Annotated in this window: 22 protein-coding genes; all 22 read right to left on the bottom strand. The window is 68.8% G+C overall.

The genetic code is table 11. The features are described 5' to 3' along the window. Positions 1 to 31 precede the first annotated feature (31 nt). The 22 genes from CA982_RS08775 to hisD all read right to left on the bottom strand — a co-directional run bounded on the left by CA982_RS08775 (position 32) and on the right by hisD (position 26,485). A complete protein-coding gene (locus tag CA982_RS08775) occupies positions 32 to 2,017 on the bottom strand; it encodes an ABC transporter ATP-binding protein/permease (RefSeq protein ID WP_086534958.1) in 1,986 nt (661 codons plus the stop codon). Positions 2,018 to 2,238: 221 nt separating this feature from the next. Then, positions 2,239 to 2,724: a hypothetical protein gene (locus tag CA982_RS08780; RefSeq protein ID WP_086534959.1), complete on the bottom strand. Its 486-nt coding sequence runs from the start codon at positions 2,722 to 2,724 to the stop codon at positions 2,239 to 2,241. Positions 2,725 to 2,772: 48 nt separating this feature from the next. Next, complete coding sequence (locus CA982_RS08785) at positions 2,773 to 3,651, bottom strand: acyl-CoA thioesterase (protein ID WP_086534960.1); 879 nt, start codon at positions 3,649 to 3,651, stop codon at positions 2,773 to 2,775. A 78-nt stretch (positions 3,652 to 3,729) separates the two neighbouring features. Beyond that, on the bottom strand, positions 3,730 to 5,154 hold the full coding sequence (gene pyk, locus CA982_RS08790) for a pyruvate kinase (protein ID WP_086534961.1): 1,425 nt from the start codon (positions 5,152 to 5,154) through the stop codon (positions 3,730 to 3,732). 169 nt (positions 5,155 to 5,323) lie between these two features. Next, on the bottom strand, positions 5,324 to 6,829 hold the full coding sequence (locus CA982_RS08795; protein ID WP_086534962.1) for a glutamate synthase subunit beta: 1,506 nt from the start codon (positions 6,827 to 6,829) through the stop codon (positions 5,324 to 5,326). Beyond that, a complete protein-coding gene (gene gltB, locus CA982_RS08800; RefSeq protein ID WP_086534963.1) occupies positions 6,822 to 11,393 on the bottom strand; it encodes a glutamate synthase large subunit in 4,572 nt (1,523 codons plus the stop codon). Before gltB ends, CA982_RS08795 begins: the two co-directional genes overlap by 8 nt. A gap of 439 nt (positions 11,394 to 11,832) precedes the next feature. Further along, entirely contained in the window at positions 11,833 to 13,611 is a 1,779-nt protein-coding gene (gene lgt, locus CA982_RS08805) for a prolipoprotein diacylglyceryl transferase (protein ID WP_086534964.1), read from the bottom strand. A gap of 79 nt (positions 13,612 to 13,690) precedes the next feature. Continuing rightward, entirely contained in the window at positions 13,691 to 14,500 is an 810-nt protein-coding gene (gene trpA, locus CA982_RS08810; protein ID WP_086534965.1) for a tryptophan synthase subunit alpha, read from the bottom strand. Beyond that, positions 14,497 to 15,843, bottom strand: a complete 1,347-nt coding sequence (trpB, locus tag CA982_RS08815; protein ID WP_086534966.1) for a tryptophan synthase subunit beta — start codon at positions 15,841 to 15,843, stop codon at positions 14,497 to 14,499. Before trpB ends, trpA begins: the two co-directional genes overlap by 4 nt. A 62-nt stretch (positions 15,844 to 15,905) precedes the next feature. Then, positions 15,906 to 16,724 (bottom strand): indole-3-glycerol phosphate synthase TrpC, encoded by an 819-nt coding sequence (gene trpC, locus CA982_RS08820; RefSeq protein ID WP_004019826.1) that lies wholly within the window; start codon positions 16,722 to 16,724, stop codon positions 15,906 to 15,908. A gap of 163 nt (positions 16,725 to 16,887) precedes the next feature. Then, the gene (locus CA982_RS08825) at positions 16,888 to 17,688 is read right to left on the bottom strand and encodes a TIGR02234 family membrane protein (RefSeq protein ID WP_086534967.1); all 801 of its coding nucleotides are present in this window, start codon (positions 17,686 to 17,688) and stop codon (positions 16,888 to 16,890) included. Then, positions 17,685 to 19,259: an anthranilate synthase component I gene (locus CA982_RS08830; protein ID WP_086534968.1), complete on the bottom strand. Its 1,575-nt coding sequence runs from the start codon at positions 19,257 to 19,259 to the stop codon at positions 17,685 to 17,687. The genes CA982_RS08825 and CA982_RS08830 overlap by 4 nt, the downstream gene beginning before the upstream one ends. Then, on the bottom strand, positions 19,256 to 19,435 hold the full coding sequence (locus CA982_RS08835) for a tautomerase family protein (RefSeq protein WP_005196179.1): 180 nt from the start codon (positions 19,433 to 19,435) through the stop codon (positions 19,256 to 19,258). The genes CA982_RS08830 and CA982_RS08835 overlap by 4 nt, the downstream gene beginning before the upstream one ends. Before the next feature lie 76 nt (positions 19,436 to 19,511). Continuing rightward, positions 19,512 to 19,913, bottom strand: coding sequence for a phosphoribosyl-AMP cyclohydrolase (gene hisI / locus CA982_RS08840; RefSeq protein ID WP_086534969.1), 402 nt, complete (start codon positions 19,911 to 19,913; stop codon positions 19,512 to 19,514). Positions 19,914 to 19,953: 40 nt separating this feature from the next. Continuing rightward, positions 19,954 to 20,727 carry an imidazole glycerol phosphate synthase subunit HisF gene (gene hisF, locus CA982_RS08845; RefSeq protein WP_086534970.1) on the bottom strand — a complete coding sequence of 258 codons (774 nt, stop codon included), beginning with the start codon at positions 20,725 to 20,727 and terminating at the stop codon, positions 19,954 to 19,956. Next, positions 20,724 to 21,590 (bottom strand): inositol monophosphatase family protein, encoded by an 867-nt coding sequence (locus tag CA982_RS08850; protein WP_086534971.1) that lies wholly within the window; start codon positions 21,588 to 21,590, stop codon positions 20,724 to 20,726. The genes hisF and CA982_RS08850 overlap by 4 nt, the downstream gene beginning before the upstream one ends. Continuing rightward, complete coding sequence (priA, locus tag CA982_RS08855; RefSeq protein WP_086534972.1) at positions 21,590 to 22,333, bottom strand: bifunctional 1-(5-phosphoribosyl)-5-((5-phosphoribosylamino)methylideneamino)imidazole-4-carboxamide isomerase/phosphoribosylanthranilate isomerase PriA; 744 nt, start codon at positions 22,331 to 22,333, stop codon at positions 21,590 to 21,592. The genes CA982_RS08850 and priA overlap by 1 nt, the downstream gene beginning before the upstream one ends. 64 nt (positions 22,334 to 22,397) lie before the next feature. Further along, positions 22,398 to 22,733 carry a hypothetical protein gene (locus CA982_RS08860; RefSeq protein ID WP_086534973.1) on the bottom strand — a complete coding sequence of 112 codons (336 nt, stop codon included), beginning with the start codon at positions 22,731 to 22,733 and terminating at the stop codon, positions 22,398 to 22,400. Further along, positions 22,730 to 23,371: an imidazole glycerol phosphate synthase subunit HisH gene (gene hisH, locus CA982_RS08865; RefSeq protein WP_086534974.1), complete on the bottom strand. Its 642-nt coding sequence runs from the start codon at positions 23,369 to 23,371 to the stop codon at positions 22,730 to 22,732. The genes CA982_RS08860 and hisH overlap by 4 nt, the downstream gene beginning before the upstream one ends. After that, on the bottom strand, positions 23,368 to 23,997 hold the full coding sequence (gene hisB, locus CA982_RS08870) for an imidazoleglycerol-phosphate dehydratase HisB (RefSeq protein ID WP_086534975.1): 630 nt from the start codon (positions 23,995 to 23,997) through the stop codon (positions 23,368 to 23,370). The genes hisH and hisB overlap by 4 nt, the downstream gene beginning before the upstream one ends. Then, on the bottom strand, positions 23,994 to 25,145 hold the full coding sequence (locus tag CA982_RS08875; protein WP_086534976.1) for a histidinol-phosphate transaminase: 1,152 nt from the start codon (positions 25,143 to 25,145) through the stop codon (positions 23,994 to 23,996). The genes hisB and CA982_RS08875 overlap by 4 nt, the downstream gene beginning before the upstream one ends. After that, positions 25,142 to 26,485: a histidinol dehydrogenase gene (gene hisD / locus CA982_RS08880; RefSeq protein WP_086534977.1), complete on the bottom strand. Its 1,344-nt coding sequence runs from the start codon at positions 26,483 to 26,485 to the stop codon at positions 25,142 to 25,144. The genes CA982_RS08875 and hisD overlap by 4 nt, the downstream gene beginning before the upstream one ends. Positions 26,486 to 26,569: the final 84 nt, after the last annotated feature.

The following is a 26,569-nucleotide window of genomic DNA, read 5'->3' on the forward strand; positions in this document are numbered from 1 at the left end:
CGAATGGTAACCGGTTGGCAAAAATCCCAGATCAGGACTGTTTGTCGAGCGAAGGACCGCCCGTCAGCGATTCGAGAGTCCAGCCTCCGCCTCCGGTCAGTTCGAGAAGGTCGGTGTGATGCTGATCGGTGGTGCTCCGGTGGCTGACCGACACCAGAATCGTCTCCGGCAACTCGGTGCGGATCAGCGAGTACAGCGAGAACTCGAGGCCCTCGTCGACAGCTGAGGTCGCTTCGTCCATGAACACGGCCTGTGGACGAGTGAGGAGGATACGAGCAAACGCGACACGCTGCTGCTCGCCCGGCGAGAGCACCTTGACCCAGTCCTCCTCGTCGTGGAGTCGGCCGACGAGATGCGGGAGGAACACCTTCTCCAGCGCCGCCTTGATCGCCTCGTCACCGACGTCGTCGGGCAGGGCCGGGTAGGCGACCGCGGTCCGCAGATCCCCCAGCGGGATGTAGGGCATCTGCGACAGGAACAGGGTGTGCTCCCCCGGCGGCCGGGCGAATTCCCCGTCGATGAACGGCCACAACCCCGCCAGCCCACGGAGCAGGGTGGTCTTGCCCGAGCCCGACCGACCCTTGATGACAAGGGCGGCGCCGGGGGCAAGCGACAGGTTGAGCGCACTGATGAGGTCGTCGCCGCTCGGTGTCTTGACGTCGATGTCCGACAACGCCACGGCGCGTTCACGATCCACGGTCGTCACCTCGGGCATCTCACGCGAGCGCGAATCGGCGTCGGCGAGACCGTCGAGACGGATGATCGACGCGCGCAACGCAGTGAAATCGTCGTAGGCGTTCCGGAAGAACGACAGCGCGTCGTGCATCTCGCCGAATGCGGATGCCGTTTGGGTCATGTCACCGAGCTTGATCTGCCCGTCGAAGAAGCGCGGCGCTTGGACCAGGTAGGGAAACACCGCCGCCAGCTGCGAGGCGCCGAAGTTCCAGCCGACGAAAGCCAGCTGGACGTGGATGATCTGCCAGAAGTTCTTCACGACCGCGCGGAACCTGGTCATGAGATTGTTGTGCTCGACGCGCTCGCCGCTGTAGAAGGCGACGTTCTCGGCGCCGTCGCGGACGCGGACGAGTGCGTAGCGGAAGTTCGCGGTGAGGCGTTCCCGCCAGAAGTTCAACCGGATCAGCGGACGTCCGATGGCGAACGCGACCACGCTGGCGACGAGGACGTAGACCAGCACCAGCCACATCATCATCCGCGGGATCTCGACACCGAAGAGGGTGACGGGACCGGACAGGTCCCACAGGACGATCGAGAACGACACGATCGAGGCGCAGGCGGGCAGCACACCGTTCGTCGAGACACCGCCGCCGCCCCAGAACAGCGACGAGCCAACGGATGCCAGGTTCGTGATGTCCGCTTCGATACGTTGATCAGGGTTGTCGACGCCGGGGTGGATGTCGGCGGCCCGCCGCGACGGTTCAGCTTTGCTGCGCCCGAATCGTCTGCGCCGTAACAGCCCTGCGCTCAGATCGACAAAACGGTTGCGGTAGAAGGCGCGGCCGGCCATCCAATCGGCGGTGGCGCCCTCGGTCAGCCAGTAGCGCAGGCGGATGTCGAACGCCGCGCCCACGTAGATCTCGACCATCGTCCGGACGACGTGAACCGCGGCGAGGATGCCGAAGATCGCCATCGAATGCCAGAACGCGTCCTCGCCGATCTGGAGCATCTCCGCTCCCTGTGGCCCGCCCGCGGCGATGCCTTCCGCCGCGGTCTGCAGGGACGTGTACAGGTCGTTGCTCCAATAGCTGAACAGGACGCTGAGACGCACCCCCAGCAGCGACAGGAGCGTGAGGGCGACGACGAGTCCCCATGCCTTGACCCGGGTGTCACGACCGGTGAAGAATCCGCCGATCACACGCCACAGCGGCGTGCCCCACCGGCTGAACCGCGACAGCAGGTATCCGATCACGAGGATGGCGGCGGCGGAGATCGCGAACGCGATGGCCAACCACTTCAGACTGGCCCACACCTCGTTGCCCCAGTCGATGCTGTACTCCACGCACACTCCTCGCTACGGACGCCACGACGGACATCCCGGGTTCGCCATCTCGGACCGGTGTCATCGAGGTACCGGCCGCCGCAACGGGTTCGGTGACTCCGATGATGATCCGGCGCAGTTTAACCCGCCGTTCACCCGGTGTCCGGACAACCGCGTCGGCGTCTCGTGGAGCGATGTCGGGGGACGCGCCGATTGTCGGATTTCGTCCGGGATCGGGTGTCTCAGCCCAGCGGCCGGAGGACCACACCCTGCTGGAGGGCCGCGGTCGAGATCGACTCCGAGAAACGACTGTCGGCGTCGCCGACGGTCACCAGATAACCGGCGTCGGTGTATTCGACACCGCTCACCTCGAAAGTGAGTCGGCAACCGTCGTCGCCGCGGAGGAACACCGACAGCGTGGTGGTCGCCACCTCCCCGCCGGCGGCGTCGTAGAGGACGACCGGCGCGCCGCGGGCCAGGGCGCCGCCACCCGGCAGCGCGGCGACCTCTGTCGAACAGTCCGCGACCACCCCGCCCTTGGCGGTGAACTCCGGCGTCGTCAGGAGGCCGGCGATGACCGCGACGCCCACGATGACCGCGAAGACGACCATCGCGATCGAGGTCGTGACGATGACCGGGACCCGCGTGCGCCGCTGCCACGTCCGCCGCGGGAGGGCCGGGCCGGGGTCGAGCCACATCTCGTGCGCGGGGCCGTACCCCGGTGTCATGGATTCGCGCCGCTCAGGATCCATCGGCGTGCCTACAAATCGGCGGGGTCACTTCTTGGGCGGGAAGTACTTGATGAGCGCTTCCTGCACGACCGATGTCGCGAGCGTGCCGTCGCGCATCCAGAACCGGCCCGAACCCATTCCGCGCGACCCGGTCGCGACCGGCGAGCGCGTCGCGTAGAGCAACCAGTCGTCGAACCGGAACTCACGGTGGAACCACATCGAATGATTGACGGTCGCGGCGAACAACCGATCCATGCCCCAGGACAGGCCATGGGTGGTGATGATCGAGTCCAGCACCGTGGTGTCCGAGGCGTAACACATTGCGGCGACGTGCATCACGGGGTCGTCGGGCATCGTGCCGTCGGCCTTCATCCACACCCGGTTGTCGGTCAGCTTCTCCCCCGCGTCCTTCGCCTTCCAGCTCGGGTCGTTGGCGAAGCGGATGTCGATGGGATGCAACGCATTCACGAAGGTCGCGATGCGGTCCTCGTAACCCTTGAAATGCTCACCGAGAGGTGGCAACTCCTCCGGGTAGGGCACCTGCGGGATCTCCACCGCATGCTCGAGCCCGGAGGTGTTGTCCTGGAAGGCGACCAACATGGTGAAGATCTCTTCGCCGTTCTGCTTGGCCGTCACCTGACGGTTGGCGAACGACCTCCCGTCGCGGAACCGATCGACGTGATACTCCATCGGTTCGGTGACGTCTCCGCCCCGGATGAAATGCGCGTGCAGGGCGTGGATGGGCGGGTTGCCCCGGCTCAGGCTCCGCGCCGCCGCGACAACACCCTGACCGAGCAGCTGACCGCCGAACGTCCGGGCGGTGACCTGCTCCGGGTGGTGCCCGATGAACAGGTCGTCGCCCTGACGTTCGACGTCGAGCAGCGCGAGTAGTTTCCCGAGATCTCCGGCCTGGTCCACGGTCATGCCTCACACCCTAGTGGTGTGTCCCGAGAACCCGACCGTCGCGGCTGGTACACCGCCCCGAACTCCGAGCGAACGAGGTCAGTGGTCCTGCTCGCCGATCCGGTGCACGTGGATGAGGTTGGTCGAACCCACCGTGCCGGGCGGGGCGCCGGCGACGATCACCACGACATCGCCCTCGCTGAGTCGGCCGATGCGGAGCAGCTGATGGTCGACCTGGTCGATCATGTGGTCGGTCGTGTCGACGTGGTCGACGATGAACGTCTCGGTCCCCCAGCTCAGCGCGAGCTGACTGCGCACCGCCTGCGTCGGGGTGAAGGCCAGCAACGGGAGACGCGAGTGCAGACGTGCCAGCCGACGCACGGTGTCGCCGGACTGGGTGAACGCCACGAGTGCCTTGACCTCGAGGCGTTCGCCGATGTCGCGCGCCGCGTAGGAGATGACGCCTCGCTTGGTGCGCGGCACATGGGACAGTGGCGGCACGTCGCGGGGGCCGGTCTCGACCGCGCGGCAGATGCGATCCATCGTCCGGACCGTCTCCAGCGGATGCTTGCCGACCGAGGTCTCCCCCGACAGCATGACCGCGTCGGCGCCGTCGAGCACCGCGTTGGCGACGTCGGATGCCTCGGCGCGGGTCGGACGCGAGTTCTCGATCATCGAGTCGAGCATCTGCGTCGCGACGATCACCGGCTTGGCGTTCTCGCGCGCCATCTGGATGGCCCGCTTCTGCACCAGCGGCACCTGCTCGAGCGGCAGCTCGACACCCAGGTCGCCGCGGGCGACCATGATCGCGTCGAAGGCGAGGACGATGGCCTCGAGGTTCTCGATGGCCTCCGGCTTCTCGAGTTTCGCGATCACCGGGACCCGGCGGCCGACACGGTCCATGACCTCATGGACCAGCTCGATGTCGGACGGGCTGCGCACGAAGGACAGCGCGACCATGTCCACGCCCAGACCCAGCGCGAATTCGAGGTCGGCGATGTCCTTCTCCGACATCGCGGGCACCGAGACACTCATCCCGGGAAGGGACAGTCCCTTGTTGTTGCTGACCGGTCCGCCCTCGGTCACGGTGCACACGACGTCGTTACCCTCGACCGCGGACACCGCGAGACCGACCTTGCCGTCGTCGACGAGCAGCCGATCTCCGGGACTCGCGTCCTCGGCGAGCTGCTTGTAGGTGGTCGAGACGCGATCGTGGTCGCCCACGACGTCCTCGACGGTGATGCGCACCTGCTCACCGGTCTCCCAGACGGTCGAACCGTCGCAACCGTCGAAACGGCCGAGTCGGATCTTGGGTCCCTGGAGATCGGCGAGGACGCCGACGGCTTTCTCGGTCGTGTCCGACGCCTTGCGGACGCGCGCATAGACGGCCGCATGGTCCTCATGCGTGCCGTGGCTGAAGTTCATCCGGGCCACGTCCATGCCGCTTTCGACGAGCTCTTTCAGACGCTCGTCGCTCGCGGTGGCCGGGCCCAGGGTGCAGACGATCTTGGTTCGGCGTGTCACAAGAACACCTTAGTCCTCATCGACCGTGCATCTCCATGTCGCCGACGACTCGTCACCGGGACGCCACCGACTGTTACCGCTGGTGGCAGCCCGCTACCGCCGAGTATGAACTTTACTTAACTTGTTGCGGCCGCGCGTGTTCGGCGAGGGCCGCCGGGTCTCACCGCCGTCAGCGCACCGACAGCGGCAGGGACGCGGGCCGTACCGGTGAGGGCAGATCCGATTCGCCGACGAGGAACTCGTCCACCGCGCGCGCGGTCGACCGGCCTTCGGCGATCGCCCACACCACCAGCGATGCGCCACGGTGGGCATCCCCGCAGACGAACACGCCCGGGGCGTCGGTCTGCCAGTCACTCCCGCAGGAGATGACGCCGCGGCGGTTCGGTTCGATCTCCAGATCGTCCAGCAGGCGGCCACCGCGCACGCCGGCGAAACCGATCGCGAACAACGCCAGCTCGCAAGGGATCTCGAACTCCTCGCTCACCGGCGTGATCTCCCGGCGACCGTCGGCGTCCCGGGTCACCTCGACCTCGGCGAGCACCATGGTCCTGACGTTGCCCGCGTCGTCACCCTCGAATCGCTGCACCGCGACCTGGTGCAGCCGATCGCCGCCCTCGTCGTGCGCGCTCGAGGTCCGCATGATCAGCGGCCAGGTCGGCCACGGGGACCGTTCGTCATCGCGCTCCCCGGGTAGTTCGGGGTTGTAGTCGAGTTGGACCACGGAGGCGGCGCCCTGACGGTGCGCCGTGCCCAGGCAGTCGGCACCGGTGTCGCCGCCGCCGATGATCACCACGTGCTTGCCCGCCGCGGTGATGGACGCCGGGCCGTCGCCCTCGCACTCCTTGTTGGCGGGCACGAGATGCTCCATGGCGAGGTGGATGCCGTTCAGCTCCCGGCCCGGCACCGGGTTGTCACGCGCCTCCATCGCACCGATCGCCAGGACCACCGCGTCGTGGGTCGCGCGCAGGTCGGCGACCGAGAGATCGGTCCCCACATCGCAGCTGGTCACGAACGTCGTTCCCTCCGCGCGCATCTGGGCGATACGCCGGTCGATGTCGGACTTCTGCAGCTTGTATTCCGGGATGCCGTAACGCAGCAACCCGCCGAGACGGTCGTCGCGCTCGTAGACGGTGACATCGTGGCCGGCCCGGGTGAGCTGTTGTGCCGCAGCCAGACCCGCCGGACCGGACCCGACGACCCCGACCGACCTGCCGGTGGTGGACTCGGGCGGCTCGGGCCCGATGATGCCCTCGGCCCATGATTCGTAGGCGATCGTCTTCTCGATCCGCTTGATGGTCACGCTGCCGCCGGTGGCCTGCTCCGAGATCGACAGCACGCAGGCGGCCTCGCACGGCGCCGGACACACCATCCCGGTGAACTCCGGGAAGTTGTTGGTCGCGTGGAGCCTGCTGCTCGCCGCATCCCACCGGCCACGCCGGACCAGGTCGTTCCACTCCGGGATGAGATTGCCCAGCGGGCAGCCCGCGGTGCCGGAGTGGCAGAACGGGATGCCGCAGTCCATACACCGACGGGCCTGCCCGCTGACCTCGTCGAGGACCTTGATCGGGTTGTCGGCGTGCTCGTACACGTCGTCCCAGTCGTGGACGCGCTCGGCGACGGGCCGGTACTTCGCTTCCTTCTTCGGGACTTCCAGGAATCCGCGCGGGTCAGCCACGTGCCGCCTCCATGATCGCTGAATCGACATCGCGCCCTTCGGCTTCGGCCATCCGGGCCGCGTCGAGGACACGCTTGTAATCGGTCGGCATCACCTTGGTGAACGCCAGGCAGCGCCGCGGCCAGTCGGCCAGGATCGACGCGCCGATCGCGGAACCGGTCAGTTCCGTGTGCGTGGCGATGGTGCGCTTGAGCCAGGCCAGGTCCTCCGGGTCGGGACGCAGGAGTTCGACCATGGCCATGTTCACCTTCGCCTGATCGAGATCGTGCACGAACGCGATGCCGCCGGACATGCCCGCCGCGAGGTTCCGTCCGGTCGGCCCGAGGACGACCACCCGACCACCGGTCATGTACTCGCAGGCGTGATCGCCCACCCCTTCCACGACGGCGGTCGCGCCGGAGTTGCGCACCGAGAAACGTTCACCCACACGACCTCTGAGGTACACCTCACCCGATGTCGCGCCGTACAGGATCGTGTTGCCGGCGATCACCTGGTCCTCGGCGACGAACAGCGCGTCGGGGTTCGGCGTGACGACGATCTTCCCGCCGCACAGCCCCTTTCCGACGTAGTCGTTGGAGTCGCCGGTCAGCCGGATCGTGACGCCGGGCGGCAGGAACGCACCCAGCGACTGCCCGGCCGAGCCCTCGAGCCGCACCGTGATCGTGTCCTCGGCGAGGCCGTCGGCCCCGTACCGGCGCGTCACCTCCGAACCGAGAAGGGTACCGACCGTTCGGTTCACGTTGCGCACCGGCAATTCCAGGGTCACCGGGTGGGCGTCCTCGAGCGCGCCTTCGGCGAGCTGGATGAGGGTCTGGTCGAGCGCACGGTCGAGGCCGTGTTCCTGGCCACGCACCCGACGACTCGGACCCTTGTCCTCGACCTTGCGGAAGATCGGGCTGAGGTCGAGCCCCGTGGACTTCCAGTGCGCGACCGCGGTGTCGGTGTGCAGGCGCTGCGACTGTCCGATCGCGTCGTCGAGCGTTCGATAACCCAACCGCGCCAGGTACTCCCGGACGTCTTCGGCGATGAACCGGAAGAAGTTGGCCAGGTGGTCCACCTGCCCGGTGAAGCGCGACCGCAGTTGGGGGTTCTGCGTCGCGACGCCGACGGGGCAGGTGTCCAGGTGGCAGACCCGCATCATGATGCATCCGGCGACGATCAGCGGCGCGGTGGAGAAGCCGTACTCCTCGGCGCCGAGCAGGGCCGCGGTGATCACATCGCGGCCGGTGCGCAGCGCGCCGTCGCACTGCACCGTGATGCGGTCGCGCAGGCCGTTGAGCATCAACGTCTGTTGGGCGTCGGCGAGGCCGATCTCCCACGGCGTGCCGGCATGCTTGAGGGAGGTGAGGGGCGACGCGCCGGTCCCGCCGTCGTGCCCGGAGATCAGCACCACGTCGGCGTGCGCCTTCGAGACCCCGGTCGCGACCGTGCCCACACCGACCGCGCTGACGAGCTTCACATGGATGCGCGCCTGCGAGTTCGCGTTCTTCAGGTCGTGGATCAGTTGTGCGAGATCCTCGATCGAGTAGATGTCGTGGTGCGGCGGCGGCGAGATCAACGCGACACCCGGCGTCGAATGCCGCGTCTTGGCGATCCACGGATACACCTTGTAGGCCGGGAGTTGGCCGCCCTCACCCGGTTTGGCCCCCTGCGCCATCTTGATCTGGATGTCGGTGGCGTTGATCAGGTAGTCGCTCGTCACGCCGAACCGACCGGACGCGACCTGCTTGACCGCACTGCGTCGTTCGGGATCGTAGAGACGATCCACGTCCTCGCCGCCCTCCCCCGAGTTCGAGCGGCCGCCGATCCTGTTCATCGCCATCGCGATGGTCTCGTGCGCCTCCGCGGAGATCGAACCGTAGCTCATCGCGCCGGTGTTGAAACGCTTCATGATCTCCTCGACCGGCTCCACCTCGTCGAGTGGGACCGGTTCGCGCGCATCGAGATCGAACTCGAACAGTCCGCGAAGGGTGCCCCCCTCGCGCGAGAGCCGGTCCACCTCGTCGGAGTACTTCCGGAAGATCTCGGCCCGGCCGGTCTTGGTGGCGTGCTGCAACAGGAAGATGGTCTCGGGCGAGAAGAGATGGAGCTCGCCCTCACGGCGATACTGGTATTCGCCGCCGACCTCCAGCCGACGATAGACCTGCTCGGTGGGATTCTCCGGAAAGGCCCGGTGGTGGCGGATCCGCACCTCCTCGGCCAGTTCGTCGAGTCCGACGCCCTCGATGCGCGACACCGTTCGGGTGAAGTACTCACGCACCACCTCCGACGACAACCCGACGGCCTCGAACGCCTGCGCGGCGGTGTAGGAGCTGATGGTCGAGATCCCCATCTTGCTCATCACCTTCAGCACTCCCTTGCCGAGCGCCTCGAGATAGTTGCCGATCGCCTTGGCGCGTGTCACCCCGGTCAGCTCACCCTGGGCGATCAGGTCCTCGATGGTCTCCAGCGCCAGGTAGGGGTTGACCGCGGCCGCACCGAATCCGATGAGGGTGGCGATGTGGTGGACCTCGCGGGCATCGCCCGACTCCACGACCAGCGCGACCCGGGTCCGCTCCTTGGTGCGCACCAGGTGATGGTGCACGGCCGAGGTGGCCAGCAGCGACGGGATGGGCGCGTGCTCGGAGTCGGTCAGCCGGTCGGAGATCACCAGGGTCGTGTGTCCCTCGGCGATCGCCTGACTGGCCCGCATCCGCAGGTCCTCGAGTGCCGCCGCGAGACCCGCGCCGCCCTCGGACACCTCGTACAGGGCGCGCAGCACCTTCGCCGACAGTCCGGGATTGTCGCCGTCGTCGTTGATGTGCACGAGCTTGGCCAGTTCGGCGTTGTCCAGTACCGGCCAGTGGACCATGATCTGCCGGCACGACGCCGCGGTCGGCCGGAGCAGGTTCTGCTCCGGACCCATCACGCGACTCATCGACGTGACGATCTCCTCGCGGATCGCGTCCAGCGGCGGATTGGTGACCTGGGCGAACAGCTCGACGAAGTAGTCGTAGAGCAGTCGCGAACGCTGCGACAGGACCGCGACCGGGGTGTCGGTGCCCATCGACCCGAGCGGTTCGTAGCCCGACGCCGCCATCGGGGTCAGGAGCACACGCAGGTCTTCTTCGGTGTAGCCGAACGAGATCTGACGACGCACGACGGTGTCGTGGTTGGGCTGGAAGACGGGCCGGTCGGGCAGGGTCGCGATGTCGAGGAGCCCGGCGTGCAGCCACTCGTCGTAGGCCTCGGCGTTCATCAGCTCACTCTTGAGCTCCTCGTCCGGGATGATCCGCCCCTGCGCGGTGTCGACGAGGAACATGCGACCGGGCTCGAGACGACCCTTGCTGATGACCTCGTCCACCGGGACGTCGAGAACACCCGACTCGGACGCGAGGATGACCCGACCGTCGCGCGTCTGCCACCACCGGCCGGGGCGCAGGCCGTTGCGGTCCAGGACCGCGCCGACGACCGTGCCGTCGGTGAACGTGACGCAGGCCGGTCCGTCCCACGCCTCCATCAGCGAGGCGTTGAACTGCAGGAACGCCCGGCGGCGGGGGTCCATGTCGGGCACGTTCTCCCACGCTTCGGGCACCATCATCATCACCGCGTGGTGGACGTCGCGACCACCCAGGTGCAGCAGTTCCAGAACCTCGTCCAGCGATGCCGAATCGGAGGCCTCGGGCGTGCAGATCGGGAACGCGCGCTTGAGATCTCCCGGGATCAGGTCGGTCTCGAGGAGGGCCTCGCGGGCACGCATCCGGTTCCGGTTGCCCCGGACGGTGTTGATCTCGCCGTTGTGCGCCACGAACCGGAAGGGGTGCGCGAGCGGCCACGACGGGAACGTGTTGGTGGAGAAACGCGAGTGGACGATGGCGATGGCGCTGAGGCAGCGGTCATCTCGCAGATCCTCGTAGTACAGCGGCAGCTGCATCGTGGTGAGCATGCCCTTGTAGACCATCGTGCGGCTCGACAGCGACGGAAAGTACAGGCCGGTGCCCGCCGCGTCGATCTCCGGGGTCACCCGTTCGGCCTGCTTGCGGAACGGATAGATGAAGCGATCGAGCGCCAGGCCGGCGATGCGTTCGGTGCCGGGGGCCGGGTCGACGGTGACGAACAGCTGCATCATGTACGGCATGCACGCGACGGCGGTTCCGCCGACGTCGGCGTGTTCGTGGTCCACGGGGAGATCGCGCCAGCCCAGGACGGTGATGCCCTCGTCGGCGGCCAGAGCCTCGACCCGCTCGATCGCGGCCCGGCGGAGGTCGGGGTCCATGGGCAGGAAGCAGGTGCCCGCGGCATAGCTGTTCGACCCGTCCGCGGCGGGGTCGGGGAGGTCGAAGTCGACGGAGTCGCGCAACAACTCGTCGGGCAGCTGGATCAGGATTCCCGCACCGTCGCCGCTGTTGGTCTCCGCGCCGGCCGCACCGCGGTGCTCGAGGTTCTCCAGGGCGAGCAGACCATCGGCGACGATCGAATGCGAACGGCGGCCGTGGATGTCGGTGACCATGGCCACGCCGCAGGAGTCGACCTCGGTCTCCGGGTCGTACAGACCCTGCTTGACCGGGAGCGCAGAAAACAGCATCACTACCTCCACTCGAACCGGAGAACGGTTCGCTGCTGAGTGTCCAATGGGACAGCACTGGCCCGTGGAGCATTGCGCGGCGCGCGAATGACCGTGCCGAGATCGGTACCGGGCTGAGTCAGAACCGTTGAGCGCCTGATGGGCTCTGGAACGGTCGGTACCGGGCGGAGGGATCGCGCACCGTGAGATCCGATCCTATCCGAACACCGACGCAGGCGTCGTCACCTGCGACCTGTGACCCTGCCGACGAACTACCGGGGCCCTGGGCGGCGTGAACGAAGAGTTCGTCCATCTCAGCGTGCGCGAAGGGCAATCTGCCCTTCGCGCATGCTGAGGTGGACGGGTTTGCTCACTGACCGGGGTATGCGGCGACTCATCGACGCTCGGCACGATATCGACCGAGCCCGAGTCGCGGATCAGCTCGTGGCAGGGCCGAGCGTCAGGACTTGTCTCCGTCGGACGAACCGGCACCGGCGCCCGGTGTGGTGTCGGTGTCGGTGTCGGTGTCGGTGTCGGTGTCGGTGTCGGTGTCGGTGTCGGTGTCAGTGTCGGTGTCGGTGTCGGTGTCCGACTCCTCGGTGGGATCGGCATCGTCGGTGACTGCGTCGGTGTCCGGTGCTGCGTCGGGAACCGAATCGGTGGTCGAGTCGTCGGCCGACTTCTCGACTGCGTCCGTAACGTCTGTGTCGACTGCGTCCGTAACGTCTGCGTCCGTATCGTGGTCGGCCTCGGAGACCGCGGAGTCCACAGTCTCGTCGGCACCCGGTTCGTCCGCCGGCGACGTCGCCGTCTCCGTCTGAGCCGGTGCTCCGGTCTCGGTACCGGTCTCGGACGCCGAGGTCGTCTCCTCGTCGGCTCCGCGGTTGTCGGCGGGCGCGACCCCTTCTTCTGTGGGAGTCCCGGGATCCGAGGTGGTGTCCGACTCGGCCTCGTCGACTGCTTGATCAGCTGGCTCTTCGACCGGATCCTCGACACCGGTCTCGACGGCGCCCTCGCCCGGTTCGACCGGACCGTCGGCAACCGGCTCCGATTCGGTCGCCGACTCCGTCTCCGGTTCGACGCCCACCTCCGCATCGCTGCCCGCGGCCACGGTCGTTGCGGCAGTGACCGAGTCATCGGTGCCGGCGGTGTCGTCCGTGGACGGCTCCCCCGCCTCACCCGACGTCCGACCCGGGTCGTCGGTGTCGAACAGCGACGAGCCCGCCGTGCCCGTCGCGCCCGTCGCGACCCCGCCCGCAGCAACCGAACTGGTCTCCGGTTCGGCATCTTCGTCGTACCAGTCGTCGACGTACCCGGCGACGCCCTGTTCGGCGAGCTCCGCGGCACGGTCGTCGTGGTACATCTCCAGTCCCTGCTCGCGTCCCTTGGGCGCGACCACGAAGTAGATGATGGCGGCGAGGAACACCAGCGCCGCGGTGAACAGGTTGGGCCGGATGCCCGCGATGTCGTTGGCGACGGCGGCGCGGTCGTCGCGGAGCAGTTCCACGAAGAACCGGCCGAGGCAGTAGCCCGCGACGTACAGCGCGAAGAGTCGGCCGTGCCCGATGCGGAAGTACCGGTCGACGACCACCAGGAGGACGACGATGAGGACGTTCCACAGCAGCTCGTACAGGAAGGTCGGGTGGACCACCGCGACCACAACTCCGTTGGAGACGCCGTCGATCAACCCGGGATCGGAGTACCCCGCGGCATTCTGCCGTTCGTAGATCTCCAGGCCCCACGGCAGCGTGGTCTCGCGACCGTAGAGCTCCTGGTTGAAGTAGTTGCCGACTCGACCGATGGCCTGTGCCAACAGGATCGGGGGTGCGATGGCGTCACCGAAGGCGGGCAGGCGAATCCCGCGGCGACGGGCGCCGATCCACGCGCCGACCGCACCGAGTGCCACCGCTCCCCAGATACCGAGACCACCGTCCCAGATCTTCAGGGTGTCGATCGGTTCCTTCAGGGCGTCGGCACCGAAATATGTCTTCCAGTCGGTGATGACGTGATAGAGCCGGCCACCGATCAGACCGAACGGCACCGCCCAGATCGCGACGTCGAGAACCTCGCCGTCCTGGCCGCCGCGCGCCATCCACCGGCGGTTGCCCCACCAGACGGCGACGATGATGCCGACGATGATGCACAGCGCGTATGCGCGCAGCGGAAAGGGTCCGATGTCCCACACACCCTGGGGCGGACTGGGGAGGTAGGCCAGCATCGTCGAGGTCGGCGCGATCACGCTGCCACCCTAACCGACCGGCCGCTCCGCTCCCCTCGTCGACCGGACCCGCCGCGCCGATCGGGGGTGAGCGTTCGGATCAGACCGATGCCCGACGCGAGCGGACGCCCTCGGCCAGTTCGGACACCAGGGAGGCCAGCCGTTCCTGGCCGGCGTTCGCCGCGGTCACCAGGGCCGATCCGACGATGACCCCGTCGGCGTACGACGCGATCTGCGCTGCCTGTTCCCGGTTCCGCACGCCGAGCCCGACGCCGATCGGGATGTCGGAGTACTCGCGGACCCGCGCGCACAGCTCGGGTGCCATGTCCGACACGGCATCCCGCGCGCCGGTCACGCCCATCGTGGACGCCGCGTAGACGAAACCGCGGGACGCGTCGACAGTGAGGGCGATGCGCTCGTTCGTCGAGGACGGCGCGACCAGATAGATGCGATCGAGACCGTGCCGATCGGCGGCCTCGTGCCACTGCGCCCCCTCTTCGGGGATCAGGTTCGGGGTGATCAGACCCGCGCCGCCGGCCGCTGCCAGATCGCGGGCGAAGTTCTCGACGCCGTACTTCAGGACCGGGTTCCAGTAGCTCATCACCACCGCGTTGCCACCGGCGGACGTGATGGCCTCGACCGCGGTGAACACGTCACGGACACGCACACCGTTGGTCAGTGCCTGGTCGGCGGCGTCCTGGATCGTCGGGCCGTCCATCACCGGGTCGGAGTAGGGCACGCCGACCTCGATGATGTCGCAACCGGCGTCGACCATCGTCCGGAACGAGGTCAGCGACTCCTCGACGGTCGGGAAACCGACCGGGAGGTAACCGATCAGCGCACTGCGGCCCTCGTCCCGGCAGCGGGCGAACACGGGGCCGAGCTTCGACGGGATCGACTGTGCGCTCATGCCTGCTCTCCGGGTTTCTGGACGTCGGCCGATGCCGAGAGGGTGGCCTCGTCCTGCGACGGCGGTGCGTCGAACAATCCGAACCAGCGTGCGGCGGTGTCCACGTCCTTGTCGCCGCGGCCGGACAGGCTGACGACGATGATCGAGCCCTCCCCCAGCTCCTGCCCGAGCTTCAGTGCGCCGGCGACCGCGTGTGCCGACTCCACCGCGGGGATGATCCCCTCGCGGCGGCTGAGCAGCGCGAGGGCGTCCATCGCCTCGGTGTCGGTGATCGGCCGGTACTCCGCACGCCCGGTGTCCTTGAGGTAGGCGTGCTCCGGGCCGACGCCCGGATAGTCCAGACCCGCAGAGATCGAATGGGATTCGATGGTCTGTCCGTCGTCGTCCTGCAGCAGGTACGAGTAGGCGCCCTGGAACGCGCCGGGTGTCCCGCCGGTGAATGTCGCGGCGTGCCGGCCGGTCTCGACGCCGTCGCCGGCCGCCTCGAACCCGACGAGCCGGACACCCTCGTCGTCGATGAACGGATGGAAGATGCCGATGGCGTTGGAACCGCCACCGACACAAGCGGTCACCGCGTCGGGCAGGCGTCCGGCCTTCTCCAGGATCTGGACACGGGTTTCGAGCCCGACGATGCGCTGCAGATCGCGGACCATGACCGGGAACGGATGCGGCCCGGCAGCGGTGCCGAAACAGTAATACGTGTTGTGCGCGTTGGTGACCCAGTCCCGCATGGCTTCGTTGATGGCGTCCTTGAGGGTCGCCGAGCCGTTGTCGACGGCGATCACCTCGGCGCCGAGGAGACGCATGCGGGCGACGTTGAGCGCCTGCCGGTCCGTGTCGACCCGGCCCATGTAGATCACGCACTCGAGGCCGAGGAGCGCGCACGCGGTGGCGGTGGCGACCCCGTGCTGGCCGGCGCCGGTCTCGGCGATGATGCGGTGCTTGCCCATCCGCTGGGCCAGGAGTGCTTGTCCGAGAACGTTGTTGATCTTGTGTGAACCCGTGTGGTTCAGGTCCTCGCGCTTGAGGAAGATGCGTGCCCCGCCGGCGAACTCGGACAACCGCTTCGCCTCGTACAGCGGCGACGGACGTCCGGCGTAATCGCGCTGCAGACGGTCGAGTTCGGCGAGGAAATCGTCGTCGGCGCGGACCTTCTGGAAGGTCGTGGTGACCTCGTCGATGACGGCCATCAGCGCCTCGGGGACATGACGCCCGCCGTACACCCCGAAGTGGCCCTGCTCGTCGGGTTCGACCGAGGTGCGGGTGGTCAGTCCGACGCTCGCGGTCGGGAGCGGAGCGGCCCCGGGGGAATCGGTACGGGCGGAATCAGGATGAGCGGTCACTTCAACTCACAGACGATCGGGCCGACAGGATCACGCGGACCGATACCGGCCCGGACGCATTGTCAGCGAACAGGTTTCGGGCACGACGGGTGTGTGCCCGCGGTGACGAGCTCACGGACCGCGGCACGCGGGTCACCGCTGGTGACGAGGCCTTCGCCGACGAGTACCGCGTCTGCGCCGGCACCGGCGTAGGCCAGCAGATCGGCGGTGCCGCGCACACCCGACTCGGCGATGCGGATGGTCTCGGTCGGCAGACCGGGCGCGATACGCGAGAAGGTGTCGCGCTCGACCTGGAGGGTCTTGAGGTTGCGTGCGTTGACGCCGACGACCGAGGCGCCGGCTTCCAGGGCACGGCTGGCTTCTTCCTCGGTGTGCACCTCGACGAGCGCGGTCATGCCGAGGCTCTCGGTGCGGTCGAGAAGCGAGGCGAGCACGTTCTGTTCGAGGGCCGCGACGATCAGCAGGATGACATCGGCTCCATGGGCGCGGGCCTCGTGGATCTGGTACGTGCCGACGATGAAGTCCTTGCGCAGGACCGGGATGTCCACGGCCGCGCGAACGGCGTCGAGGTCGGCGAGCGAACCGCGGAACCGGCGTTCCTCGGTGAGCACGCTGATGATGCGTGCACCACCCTCTTCATACGCGCGGGCGAGTTCGGCCGGGTCGCCGATGCTGGCGAGTTCGCCCTTCGACGGGCTCGCGCGCTTGACCTCGGCGATGACGCCGATTCCGGGCTGGCGCAGTGCCGCCAGCGCATCCTTGGGTGCGGGAGCCTTGGCCGAGGCCGCCTTGACCGACGCGAAGTCGACCACGGCCTCGCGAGCCGCGACGTCGGCTTTCACTCCCTCGATGATCGATTCGAGAACGTTGGGCACGCTCACAGCGACTTGCTCCCTTCTCCCTCGACGTGTGATCTCAGGGTAGACGGGCGGTTCGGGCCGGGTGCGGCCGGGTTGGCCGATCTGTGACCTCGGACCGCCGGTGGGTGCCCGGCGCGCTCCTGGGCCGGACGGCGAGTTCACGGATCCGACGTCCGGGCGTGGGTCAGCGGCGGTCGGGATCGGTGGGATCGGTCGGATCGATGCCGGTGTCGAGCGCGTCCCACATCATGCGCTCGTTGGCACCGGGCGGCGTCGGGTCGGCGTCGGCGGCCCCCGGCTTTCCGGGGTCGGTACCGGGCTCGGTCGGTGCCGTGTCCGCCGCCGTCGTCCCGGCGTCGGTCTGGATGGCCTTGCGGCGCTCGTAGTCGGCGAAGATCTCGGTCTCGATCTCCTCGCGCCGGGCGGCCGGCGTCGTGTACTTCGACGACCTGGTCGCGCCCTTCGCGACGCGCAGCAGCGCCACCGCTGCGCCCACGGCGCACAGGGTGCCGGCGAGCACGACGAGTGCCGCCAGGGTGTTGGTGTCGACGTAGAGCACCACATAGCGATCGGGGATGCTGCCCGCGTCCGCCGCATAGTCCGAGTCGGTGCCACCGGTGATCAGCGAGATCGCCGGGAACGCGGCCAGGACGCCACCCACCGCGACCAGGATCGCGACGACTCGGAGGGCCCAGCCGCGCACCGACAGCGCCGCGAGGATGCCCGCCAGGTAGACCAGCGCGAGCGGCGTGAGCCAGGGACTCCAGTCCCCGCCGTTGACCTCGAACGCGCGCTGCGGGGACAGCCCGTCCTCGGCGGAGACGGTGGCCCAGGTCATCCGGCTCGCACCCCAGAAGGCGGCTGCGGCAGCCGCCATCAGCAGAGCCGCGATGACCTGCAGGCGGCGGACGGACTTGCGGCGCAACGCCTCCGCGTCGGGCCCGGATCCGGCTCCCGGTTCGGCTCCTGATTCGGCAGAGGTCATGAGGTCTCACCCACCCGTCGCATCGTCGACGCGGCGGCCACGGCGTTGAGCACCGCGGTGGCCTTGTTGCGCGCCTCGTTGTATTCGTACTCGGGTTCGCTGTCGGCGACGACGCCACCGCCGGCCTGGACGAACGCCTTGCCGCGTGCGAGCAGTGCCGTACGGATCGCGATCGCGGTGTCGGCGTTGCCGGCGAAGTCGATGTAGCCGACGATCCCGCCGTAGAGGCCACGGCGGGTCATCTCGTGTTCGTCGATGAGCTCCATCGCCCGCACCTTCGGGGCCCCGGTGAGCGTTCCGGCCGGGAAACAGGCCGTCACGGCGTCGAGGGCGTGCTTGTCGTCGCGGAGGGTTCCCGACACGGTAGAGACGAGATGCATGACGTGGCTGTAGCGCTCGATGTGCCGGTAGTCGCTGACCTTGACCGTGCCGGGCACGCACACGCGGCCGAGATCGTTGCGACCCAGGTCCACCAGCATCAGGTGTTCGGCGTTCTCCTTCTCGTCCTCGATCAGCCCCTTGCCGAGCAGCTGATCTTCTTCCTCGGTCGCGCCGCGCCAGCGTGTCCCCGCGATCGGATGCGTGGTCGCGACCCCGTCGGCCACGGTGACGAGTGCCTCGGGGCTGCTGCCGACGATGGTGAAGGGCTTGCGCGCGATCGCGTCGGGTGAGCCGGTGTCGCTGTGCTCCTCGGTGCCGGGCATCCGGAGGAGGTACATGTACGGACTCGGGTTGGAGGCGCGCAGGACTCGATAGACGTCGAGCGGGTCGGCGTCGGAGTCCATCTCGAAACGCATCGACGGCACGACCTGGAAGGCCTCGCCTGCCTCGATCTCGCCGACCAGATCGGTGACGATCTCGCTGTACTCCGCAAGCGAGCGCTGCGCGGCGAACTCGGGGCGCGGACGGTCGAAGGTCGACACCGTCGACGGGGCGGGGGCGGCGAGCGCCTCGGTCATCCGATCGAGCCGGGCAAGGGCGTCGGCGTAGGCGTGCTCCACCCGGTCGTCGGAGCCGTCCCAGTTGACCGCGTTCGCGATGAGGGTGATCGTCCCCTCGTGATGGTCGACCGCGGCGAGGTCGGTGGCCAGCACCATCATCATGTCGGGGAGGCCGAGGTCGTCGACGGTGGTCTCGGGCAGCCGTTCCAGCCGGCGGACCATGTCGTAGGCCATGAAGCCGACGAATCCGCCGGTCAGCGGCGGCATCCCGGGGAGCGGGTCGGTCTGCAGGACCCGCAGCGACTCGGCGAGGACCTCCAGCGCGTCGCCGCCCTCGGGTGCGCCGACGGGCACCGAACCCCACCAGTGCGCCTGGCCGTCGACGACGGTCAGCGCCGACGGCGCACCGGCGCCGATGAACGACCATCGGGACCACGATCGTCCGTTCTCCGCGGACTCCAGCAGGAAGGTCCCCGGACGGTCTCCCGCGAGTTTGCGGTAGGCCGACAGCGGCGTCTCGGAGTCGGCGAGGACCTTGCGCGTCACCGGCACGACGCGGTGATCGCGCGCGAGATCGAGGAACTCCGGGAGAGTCGTCGTGGCGGCCGCGCCGCCGGTGGTGGCAGTCATCCGAGCGGCTCGCCGCCGACGCCCCACTGAGTGCGCGGGACCTCCGTGATCGTCACCCAGACCGAGTCGGGGTTCTTGCCGGTCGCCTTGGCGTAGGCCTCGGTGACCGCCGCGATCGTCTCGCGTTTCACGCGATCGGACAGTCCCGGCGTCTGCGAGATCTGGATGAGGGGCATGGACGCACCGCCTTTCGAAGGTCTCGAGCTGTGGCGTGGTCCCGGGAGGTCTCCCCCGGGACTCGTGTTTGGGGTTCTATTCTGCTGTGCCCGGCAAGCGCTGCCCGGTGTCGGCCCCGGAACCGGATGCGGCGTCGATCCCGAATGTCAATGACTCGGTGTCGAAGCAACTGTGGTTGCCGGTGTGGCATGCCGCGCCGACCTGGTCGACCACCAGCAGCACGGTGTCCCCGTCGCAGTCGATCCGGGCGTCGTGCACATACTGCGTGTGCCCGCTGGTCTCCCCCTTCACCCAGTACTCCTGGCGCGACCGCGAGTAGTAGGTCCCCTTTCGGGTGGCCAGCGTGCGCTCGAGCGCGACGTCGTCCATCCAGGCCACCATCAGCACCGTGCCGGTGCTGCGTTCCTGGGCCACCGCGGTGAACAGGCCGTCGGCGTTGCGTTTGAGGCGCGCGGCGAGATCGGGATCGAGTGCCATCAGCGACCTTCCTGGTCGGTTCGGGAGCGCATGCCGCGCCTCATCGGACGGTGATCCCGGCGTCGCGCATGGCCGTCTTCACCTCGGCCACGGTGAGTTCGCCGAAGTGGAAGACCGAGGCCGCGAGAACGGCGTCGGCGCCCGCCTCGACGGCCGGCGCGAAGTCCTCGATGCGTCCGGCGCCGCCGCTGGCGATGACCGGCACCGACACGGCGGCACGCACGGCCGTCAGCATGCGCAGATCGAAGCCCTGCTTGGTGCCGTCGGCATCCATCGAGTTGAGGAGGATCTCGCCGACGCCGAGGTCCTGACCGCGGACAGCCCATTCGACCGCGTCGATACCGGTGCCCTTGCGGCCACCGTGTGTGGTGACCTCCCAGCCCGACGGCGTGGGCTCCGACCCCGCCGGCACGGTCCGCGCATCCACCGACAGCACGATGCACTGCGACCCGAAGCGGCGGCTCATCTCGGCGAGGACATCCGGTCGGGCGATGGCCGCGGTGTTGACGCTCACCTTGTCGGCCCCGGCGCGCAGCATCGTGTCGACGTCGTCGACGGTCCGGATGCCCCCGCCGACGGTGAGCGGGATGAACACCTGGTCGGCGGTGCGCTTGACCACGTCGATCATCGTCGAGCGCCCCGAGCTCGAGGCGGTGACGTCGAGGAAGGTCAACTCGTCCGCGCCTTCACGGTCGTAGCGTTCGGCCAGTTCGACCGGGTCGCCGGCGTCGCGCAGGTTGGCGAAGTTCACGCCTTTGACCACGCGGCCGTCATCGACGTCGAGGCATGGGATGACCCGGGTCGCCAGCGTCATCGTTGAACCTTCCTCGGGGTGGTGGATTCTGGGGTGTCGGAATCTGGGGTCCATTCCGGGACCGTCTCGCCGATGACACGCATCAGCCCGGCGTGCACGGTCGGCGTGCCCGCGACCAGGGACGGCGATGCCACCGTCCACGGCCGGCCGGCGATGTCGGTCGCCACGCCGCCGGCGGCGCGGACCAGGGCCGCGCCCGCGGCGTTGTCCCAGGGGTGTCTGCCGAACGCGATCGCCCCGCCGAACACCCCGGCCGCGGTGAACGCCATGTCCACACCCGTCGACCCCGTCATGCGAATCCGGGCGGCACGCGTACTCAGTTCGCGGAGGAGGTCGGCGCGACGCGCGCCCGGGTATCGACCACCGCCGCGGGCGTCGAACGGTCCGAAGGCGATCGCCGCCTCGGCGAGTTCCATGTCGGGGGCCGGCGGGAGGGGCTCGCCGTCGGCCAGCAGCGGACCGTCGACGTGCGCGGCGTACCGGCGTCCGACGAGCGGCAGCCAGGTCATCCCGAGGGTGGCCTCGCCGTCGACGACCAGCCCGAGCAGGATGCCGGTGAGCGGCATTCCCGCGGAGTAGTTGAAGGTGCCGTCGATCGGGTCGAGCACCCACACCGGTCCGTCGACGACATCGGCACCGCCGAATTCCTCACCGTGGACCGGGATCTGGGTCCGGTCGGCGAGCTCGGCCCCAATGTGGCGCTCGAGATCCAGGTCGACCTGGGTGGCGAAGTCGTTGCCGCCCTTGTTGATCGCACTCGGCGCGCCCTGACCGTCGACGAATCGCTCGACGGCGGCATCGAGGATCGACCCGGCGGTGTCGAGCAGCCGGGGCAGGTCGAGAGAGGTGTCGGCCGCGCTCATCAGACCCCGGCGACCGCGGTCAGCGCCTCCGGCAACGTGAAGCGGCCCGCGTAGAGCGCCTTGCCGACGATCGCGCCCTCCACACCCTGGCCGGTGAGGCCGGCGATCGCGACCAGGTCGTCGATGGCCGAGACACCGCCCGAGGCCACCAGCGGGGCGTCGGTCGCCGCTGCGACCTCGGCCAGCAGGTCGAGGTTCGGCCCCTGCAGTGTCCCGTCCTTCGACACGTCGGTGACCACGTACCGTGCGCACCCGTCGCGGTTCAACCGCTCGAGGACCTCCCAGAGATCTCCGCCGTCCGTCACCCAGCCGCGCCCGCGCAGGCGGTAGGAGTCCCCGTCGCGGATCACGTCCAGACCGACGGCGATACGGTCGCCGTGTTCGGCGATCGCGCGTGCACACCACTCCGGGTTCTCCAGTGCGGCGGTGCCCAGGTTCACCCGGGTGCACCCCGTCGCGAGGGCGGCCGCCAGCGAATCGTCGTCGCGGATGCCACCGGACAGCTCGACCTTCACGTCGAGTTCGCCGACGACGCCGGCCAGCAGGTCGCGGTTGTCGCCACGGCCGAAGGCCGCGTCGAGGTCGACGAGATGGATCCACTCGGCACCGTCCCGCTGCCACGCCAACGCGGCGTCGCGCGGCGAGCCGTAGGAGGTCTCGGTGCCGGCCGCGCCCTGGACCAGGCGGACCGCCTGCCCGTCGGCGACGTCGACGGCGGGAAGGAGTTCAAGGGTGCTACCCATGGGTGAATCTGTCCTGTCTGTTCTGGTTCGAGCGAGGTCGGGTGTCGGGACGTGCCCGGGTCGGTCAGGCGGGATGGTGACCGTCGCGCGCCGCGATCAGGTCTGCCCGCGCGCGGTCGACCATGCGGTTGGCAACGGTACCGATCGCGGCGATCATCGCCGCCACCGCCACCAGCGCGGCGACGAGTCCGGCGATCGGCGACCAGTGCGCGCACAGCGCGATGATCGGGACCGACACGATGAGGACCAGCACCCCCGTACCGAGAGCGTAGAAGGCGAGTTTGGCGATCGAGAAACCGGCGGACGCCGCCCCGGCGTCCGCCGGTGCGGACCCGGCCGGCGAGCCGTGGTGTCCGTCGCCGTGCCCGCGGTCGTCCGGGCGCGGCGTGCCGTCGGTCACGAGAGTCCCCGAACCCAGTTCTCCAGCAGGTGGGCGCCGGCGTCACCGGACTTCTCCGGGTGGAACTGGGTGGCCGACAACGGCCCGTTCTCCACCGCGGCGAGGAACGGTCCGCCGTGTTCGGCCCAGGTCAGCTTCGGCGCGACGAGCGGCGAGCCCACGTTGTCCATCTCCCAGGTCTGCGCGGCGTAGGAGTGCACGAAGTAGAACCGGGTGTCCGCGTCGAGCCCGTCGAAGAGCACGGTGCCCTCGGGCGCGTCGACCGTGTTCCAGCCCATGTGCGGCAGGACCGGTGCGGGCAACTGGGTCACACTGCCCGGCCACTCACCGCATCCTTCCGCTTCGACGCCGAACTCGACGCCCCGTTCGAAGAGGATCTGCATGCCGACGCAGATGCCCAGCACCGGACGCCCGCCGGCCAGTCGGCGGCCGACGATCCGGTCACCCTTGACGGCGCGCAGACCGTCCATGCAGGCGGCGAACGCGCCGACGCCCGGCACGACGAGGCCGGTGGCGTTCAGCGCGGTGTCGAAGTCGGACGTGACGGTCACCTGCGCCCCGGTCCGTTCCAGCGCCCGCTGCGCGGACCGCAGGTTGCCGGATCCGTAGTCGAGGATGGTGACGTCGGCGGCACTCACAGCGCACCCTTCGTCGACGGGACGCCGGTCACGCGCGCGTCGTATTCGGTCGCCGCGCGCAAGGCACGCGCCACCGCCTTGAACTCTGCCTCGGTGATGTGGTGCTGGTCGCGGCCGTAGAGGACCCGCACGTGCAGCGCGATGCGGGCGTTGAGCGCGATCGACTCGAACACGTGCCGGTTGATGACGGTCGAATAGGGCACGCCCGGGTAGCCGCCGATCACCGCGGTGAGCATGTGCTCGGGCTCGCCGGTGTGGACGCAGTACGGCCGGCCGGAGACGTCGACGACGGCCTGGGCGAGCGTCTCGTCCATCGGGATCCACGAGTCGCCGAAGCGTCGGATGCCCTTCTTGTCACCGAGCGCCTGACCGAGCGCCTGGCCGAGCACGATCGCGGTGTCCTCGATCGTGTGGTGGCCCTCGACCTCGATGTCGCCTTTCGCCTCGACGGTCAGATCGAAGCTGCCGTGTTGGCCGAAGGCGGTCAGCATGTGGTCGAAGAAGGCGATGCCCGTCGAGATGCTCGTCACGCCGGTGCCGTCGAGGTTCAGTTCGACGGAGATCGAGGACTCCTTGGTGGTCCGTTCGACCTTCGCGATGCGCGGCGTGGTCGTGGGGGTGCTCACTGAGTGTTCTCCAGATCTGTGGTGGCGAGCGTACGGCTGACGTCGAGGAAGGCGTCGTTCTCCGGGCGGAGGCCGATGGTCACCCGCAGGTGACCGGCGATGCCCACGTCGCGGATCAGGACGCCCTGGTCGAGGTAACGCTGCCACGACGCCGCAGCATCCCGGAACCCACCGAACAGCACGAAGTTCGAGTCGGAGTCGACGACGCGATATCCGAGGGCGGTCAATTCGGCGACCACGCGATCACGTTCGGCGATGATCGCGGCCACACCGGCGAGGGTGTCGTCGCTGTGGCGCAATGCTGCCCGCGCGGCGGCCTGGGTCAGCACGGACAGGTGGTACGGAAGCCGCACCAGCTGGATCGCGTCGACGACGGCGGGAGCCGCGGCGAGGTAGCCGAGCCGTCCACCGGCGAAGGCGAACGCCTTGCTCATGGTGCGGCTGACGACGACCTTCGCCGGGAACTCGTCGATGAGTTCGACAGCGCTGGGCGCCGTGGAGAACTCGGCGTACGCCTCGTCGACGATGACGATGCCCGGTGCGGCCTCGACGATCCGGCGGAGATCGGCGAGCGGGATCGATCCGCCGGTCGGGTTGTTGGGTGAGGTCACGAAGACGACGTCCGGTGCGCGGTTGGCGACTTCGGCGACCGCATAGTCGGTGTCGAGCGAGAAGTCTCCCGCCCGCGCCGCCACGAGCCAGGTGGTGTCGGTGCCGTCGGCGATGATCGGGTGCATCGAATACGACGGGACGAAGCCCAGTGCACTGCGCCCCGGCCCGCCGAAGGCCTGCAGCAGCTGCTGCAGGACCTCGTTGGAACCGTTTGCGGCCCAGAGGTTCTCGACGCCGAGCCGGACACCGGTGGCCCGGGTCAGGTAGGCGGCGAGGTCGGTGCGCAGGGCGACGGCGTCGCGGTCGGGATAGCGGTGCAGCTCGGCGGCCGCCGCGCGCACCGACGCGGTGACGTCATCGATCAGCGCCGGGGACGGCGCGTGCGGGTTCTCGTTGGTGTTGAGGATCACCGGAACCTTGAGTTGCGGTGCGCCATAGGCACTCTTGCCGCGGAGGTTGGCGCGCAGCGGCAAGTCGTCGACGGTGATCGAGCCACCCGGGGCGACCGCACCCACCACCGACTCGGACGCGGTCACCGGGCGCCGCTCGCCACGAAGCGCTGTTTGACGGCGTCGCCGTGACCGGGCAGGTCCTCGGCGTCGGCGAGCGTCACCACCTTGTCGGCGACCGCACGCAGCGCGGCTTCGTCGTAGTCGATGACGTGGACGCCCTTGAGAAAGGTCTGGACCGACAGCCCTGAGGCGAATCGGGCCGAACCCGAGGTCGGGAGAACGTGATTGGAGCCGGCGCAGTAGTCGCCGAGACTGACCGGTGCGTACGGGCCGACGAAGATCGCGCCGGCGTTGTGCACGCGGTCGGCGACCGCGGCGGCGTCGCGGGTCTGGATCTCGAGGTGTTCGGCCGCGTAGGCGTCCACGACCGCGAGCCCGGCGTCGAGATCGTCGACGAGAACGACGCCCGATTGCTCCCCCGACAGCGCGGTGGTGACACGCTCACGGTGTTTGGTCGCCGCGACCTGGGTGTCGAGCGCGGCGTCGACGGCGTCGGCGAGTTCGGCGCTGTCGGTGACGAGCACCGACGCCGCGAGGACGTCGTGTTCGGCCTGGCTGATGAGGTCGGAGGCGAGAATGCCGGGGTCCGCCGAGTCGTCGGCGAGGATCGCGATCTCGGTGGGGCCGGCCTCGGAGTCGATGCCGACCACGCTGCGGCACAGGCGCTTGGCGGCGGTGACGTAGATGTTGCCCGGACCGGTGATGAGGTCGACGGGGTCGAGTACGGCGTCTGGCTCGTCCGCGGAGCCGGTGTCGACGCCGCCGTAGGCGAGCAGGGCCACGCCCTGGGCGCCACCGACTGCCCACACCTCGTCGACGCCGAGGAGTGCGCACGCGGCGAGGATGGTCGGGTGCGGCCACCCGCCGAAGTCCTTCTGCGGGGGCGAGGCGACGACCAGTGAGCCGACGCCCGCCTCCTGGGCCGGGACGACGTTCATGATGACCGACGACGGGTAGACGGCGTTGCCACCCGGGACGTACAGGCCGACGCGGCGGACCGGTATCCACTTCTCGCTCACGACGCCGCCGTCGACGACCTGGGTGCGGGTGGTCGAGCGGCGCTGGTCGGCGTGGACCGTGCGGGCGCGGGTGATCGACTCACGCAGCGCGTCCGCGACCTGCGGGTCGAGATCGGTCAGGGCATCGGCGATGACCTTCGCGGGCACTCGCACCGACGCGGGGCGGACACCGTCGAACTTCTCGCCGTAGTCGAGTGCGGCGCTGCTCCCGTCCTCGGCCACCGCATGCACGACCGGTGTCACCGTGTCGAGGACGGCATTGACATCGGTACCCCCGCGGGGCAGTGCACGACGCAACTCGGCGAGTGTCGGCGTGCTACCGCGCAGGTCAATTCGGGCGAGCATGATCTCTCCTGGTGGCTGCGGATTTACCCACCAAGGATACGTGTCGGGTGCCAGCGGGTTTCTGGTGCGGGTGATGCGCGGGTT

This window comes from Gordonia lacunae, assembly GCF_002149015.1.
In the GTDB taxonomy this organism is placed as follows: domain Bacteria; phylum Actinomycetota; class Actinomycetes; order Mycobacteriales; family Mycobacteriaceae; genus Gordonia; species Gordonia lacunae.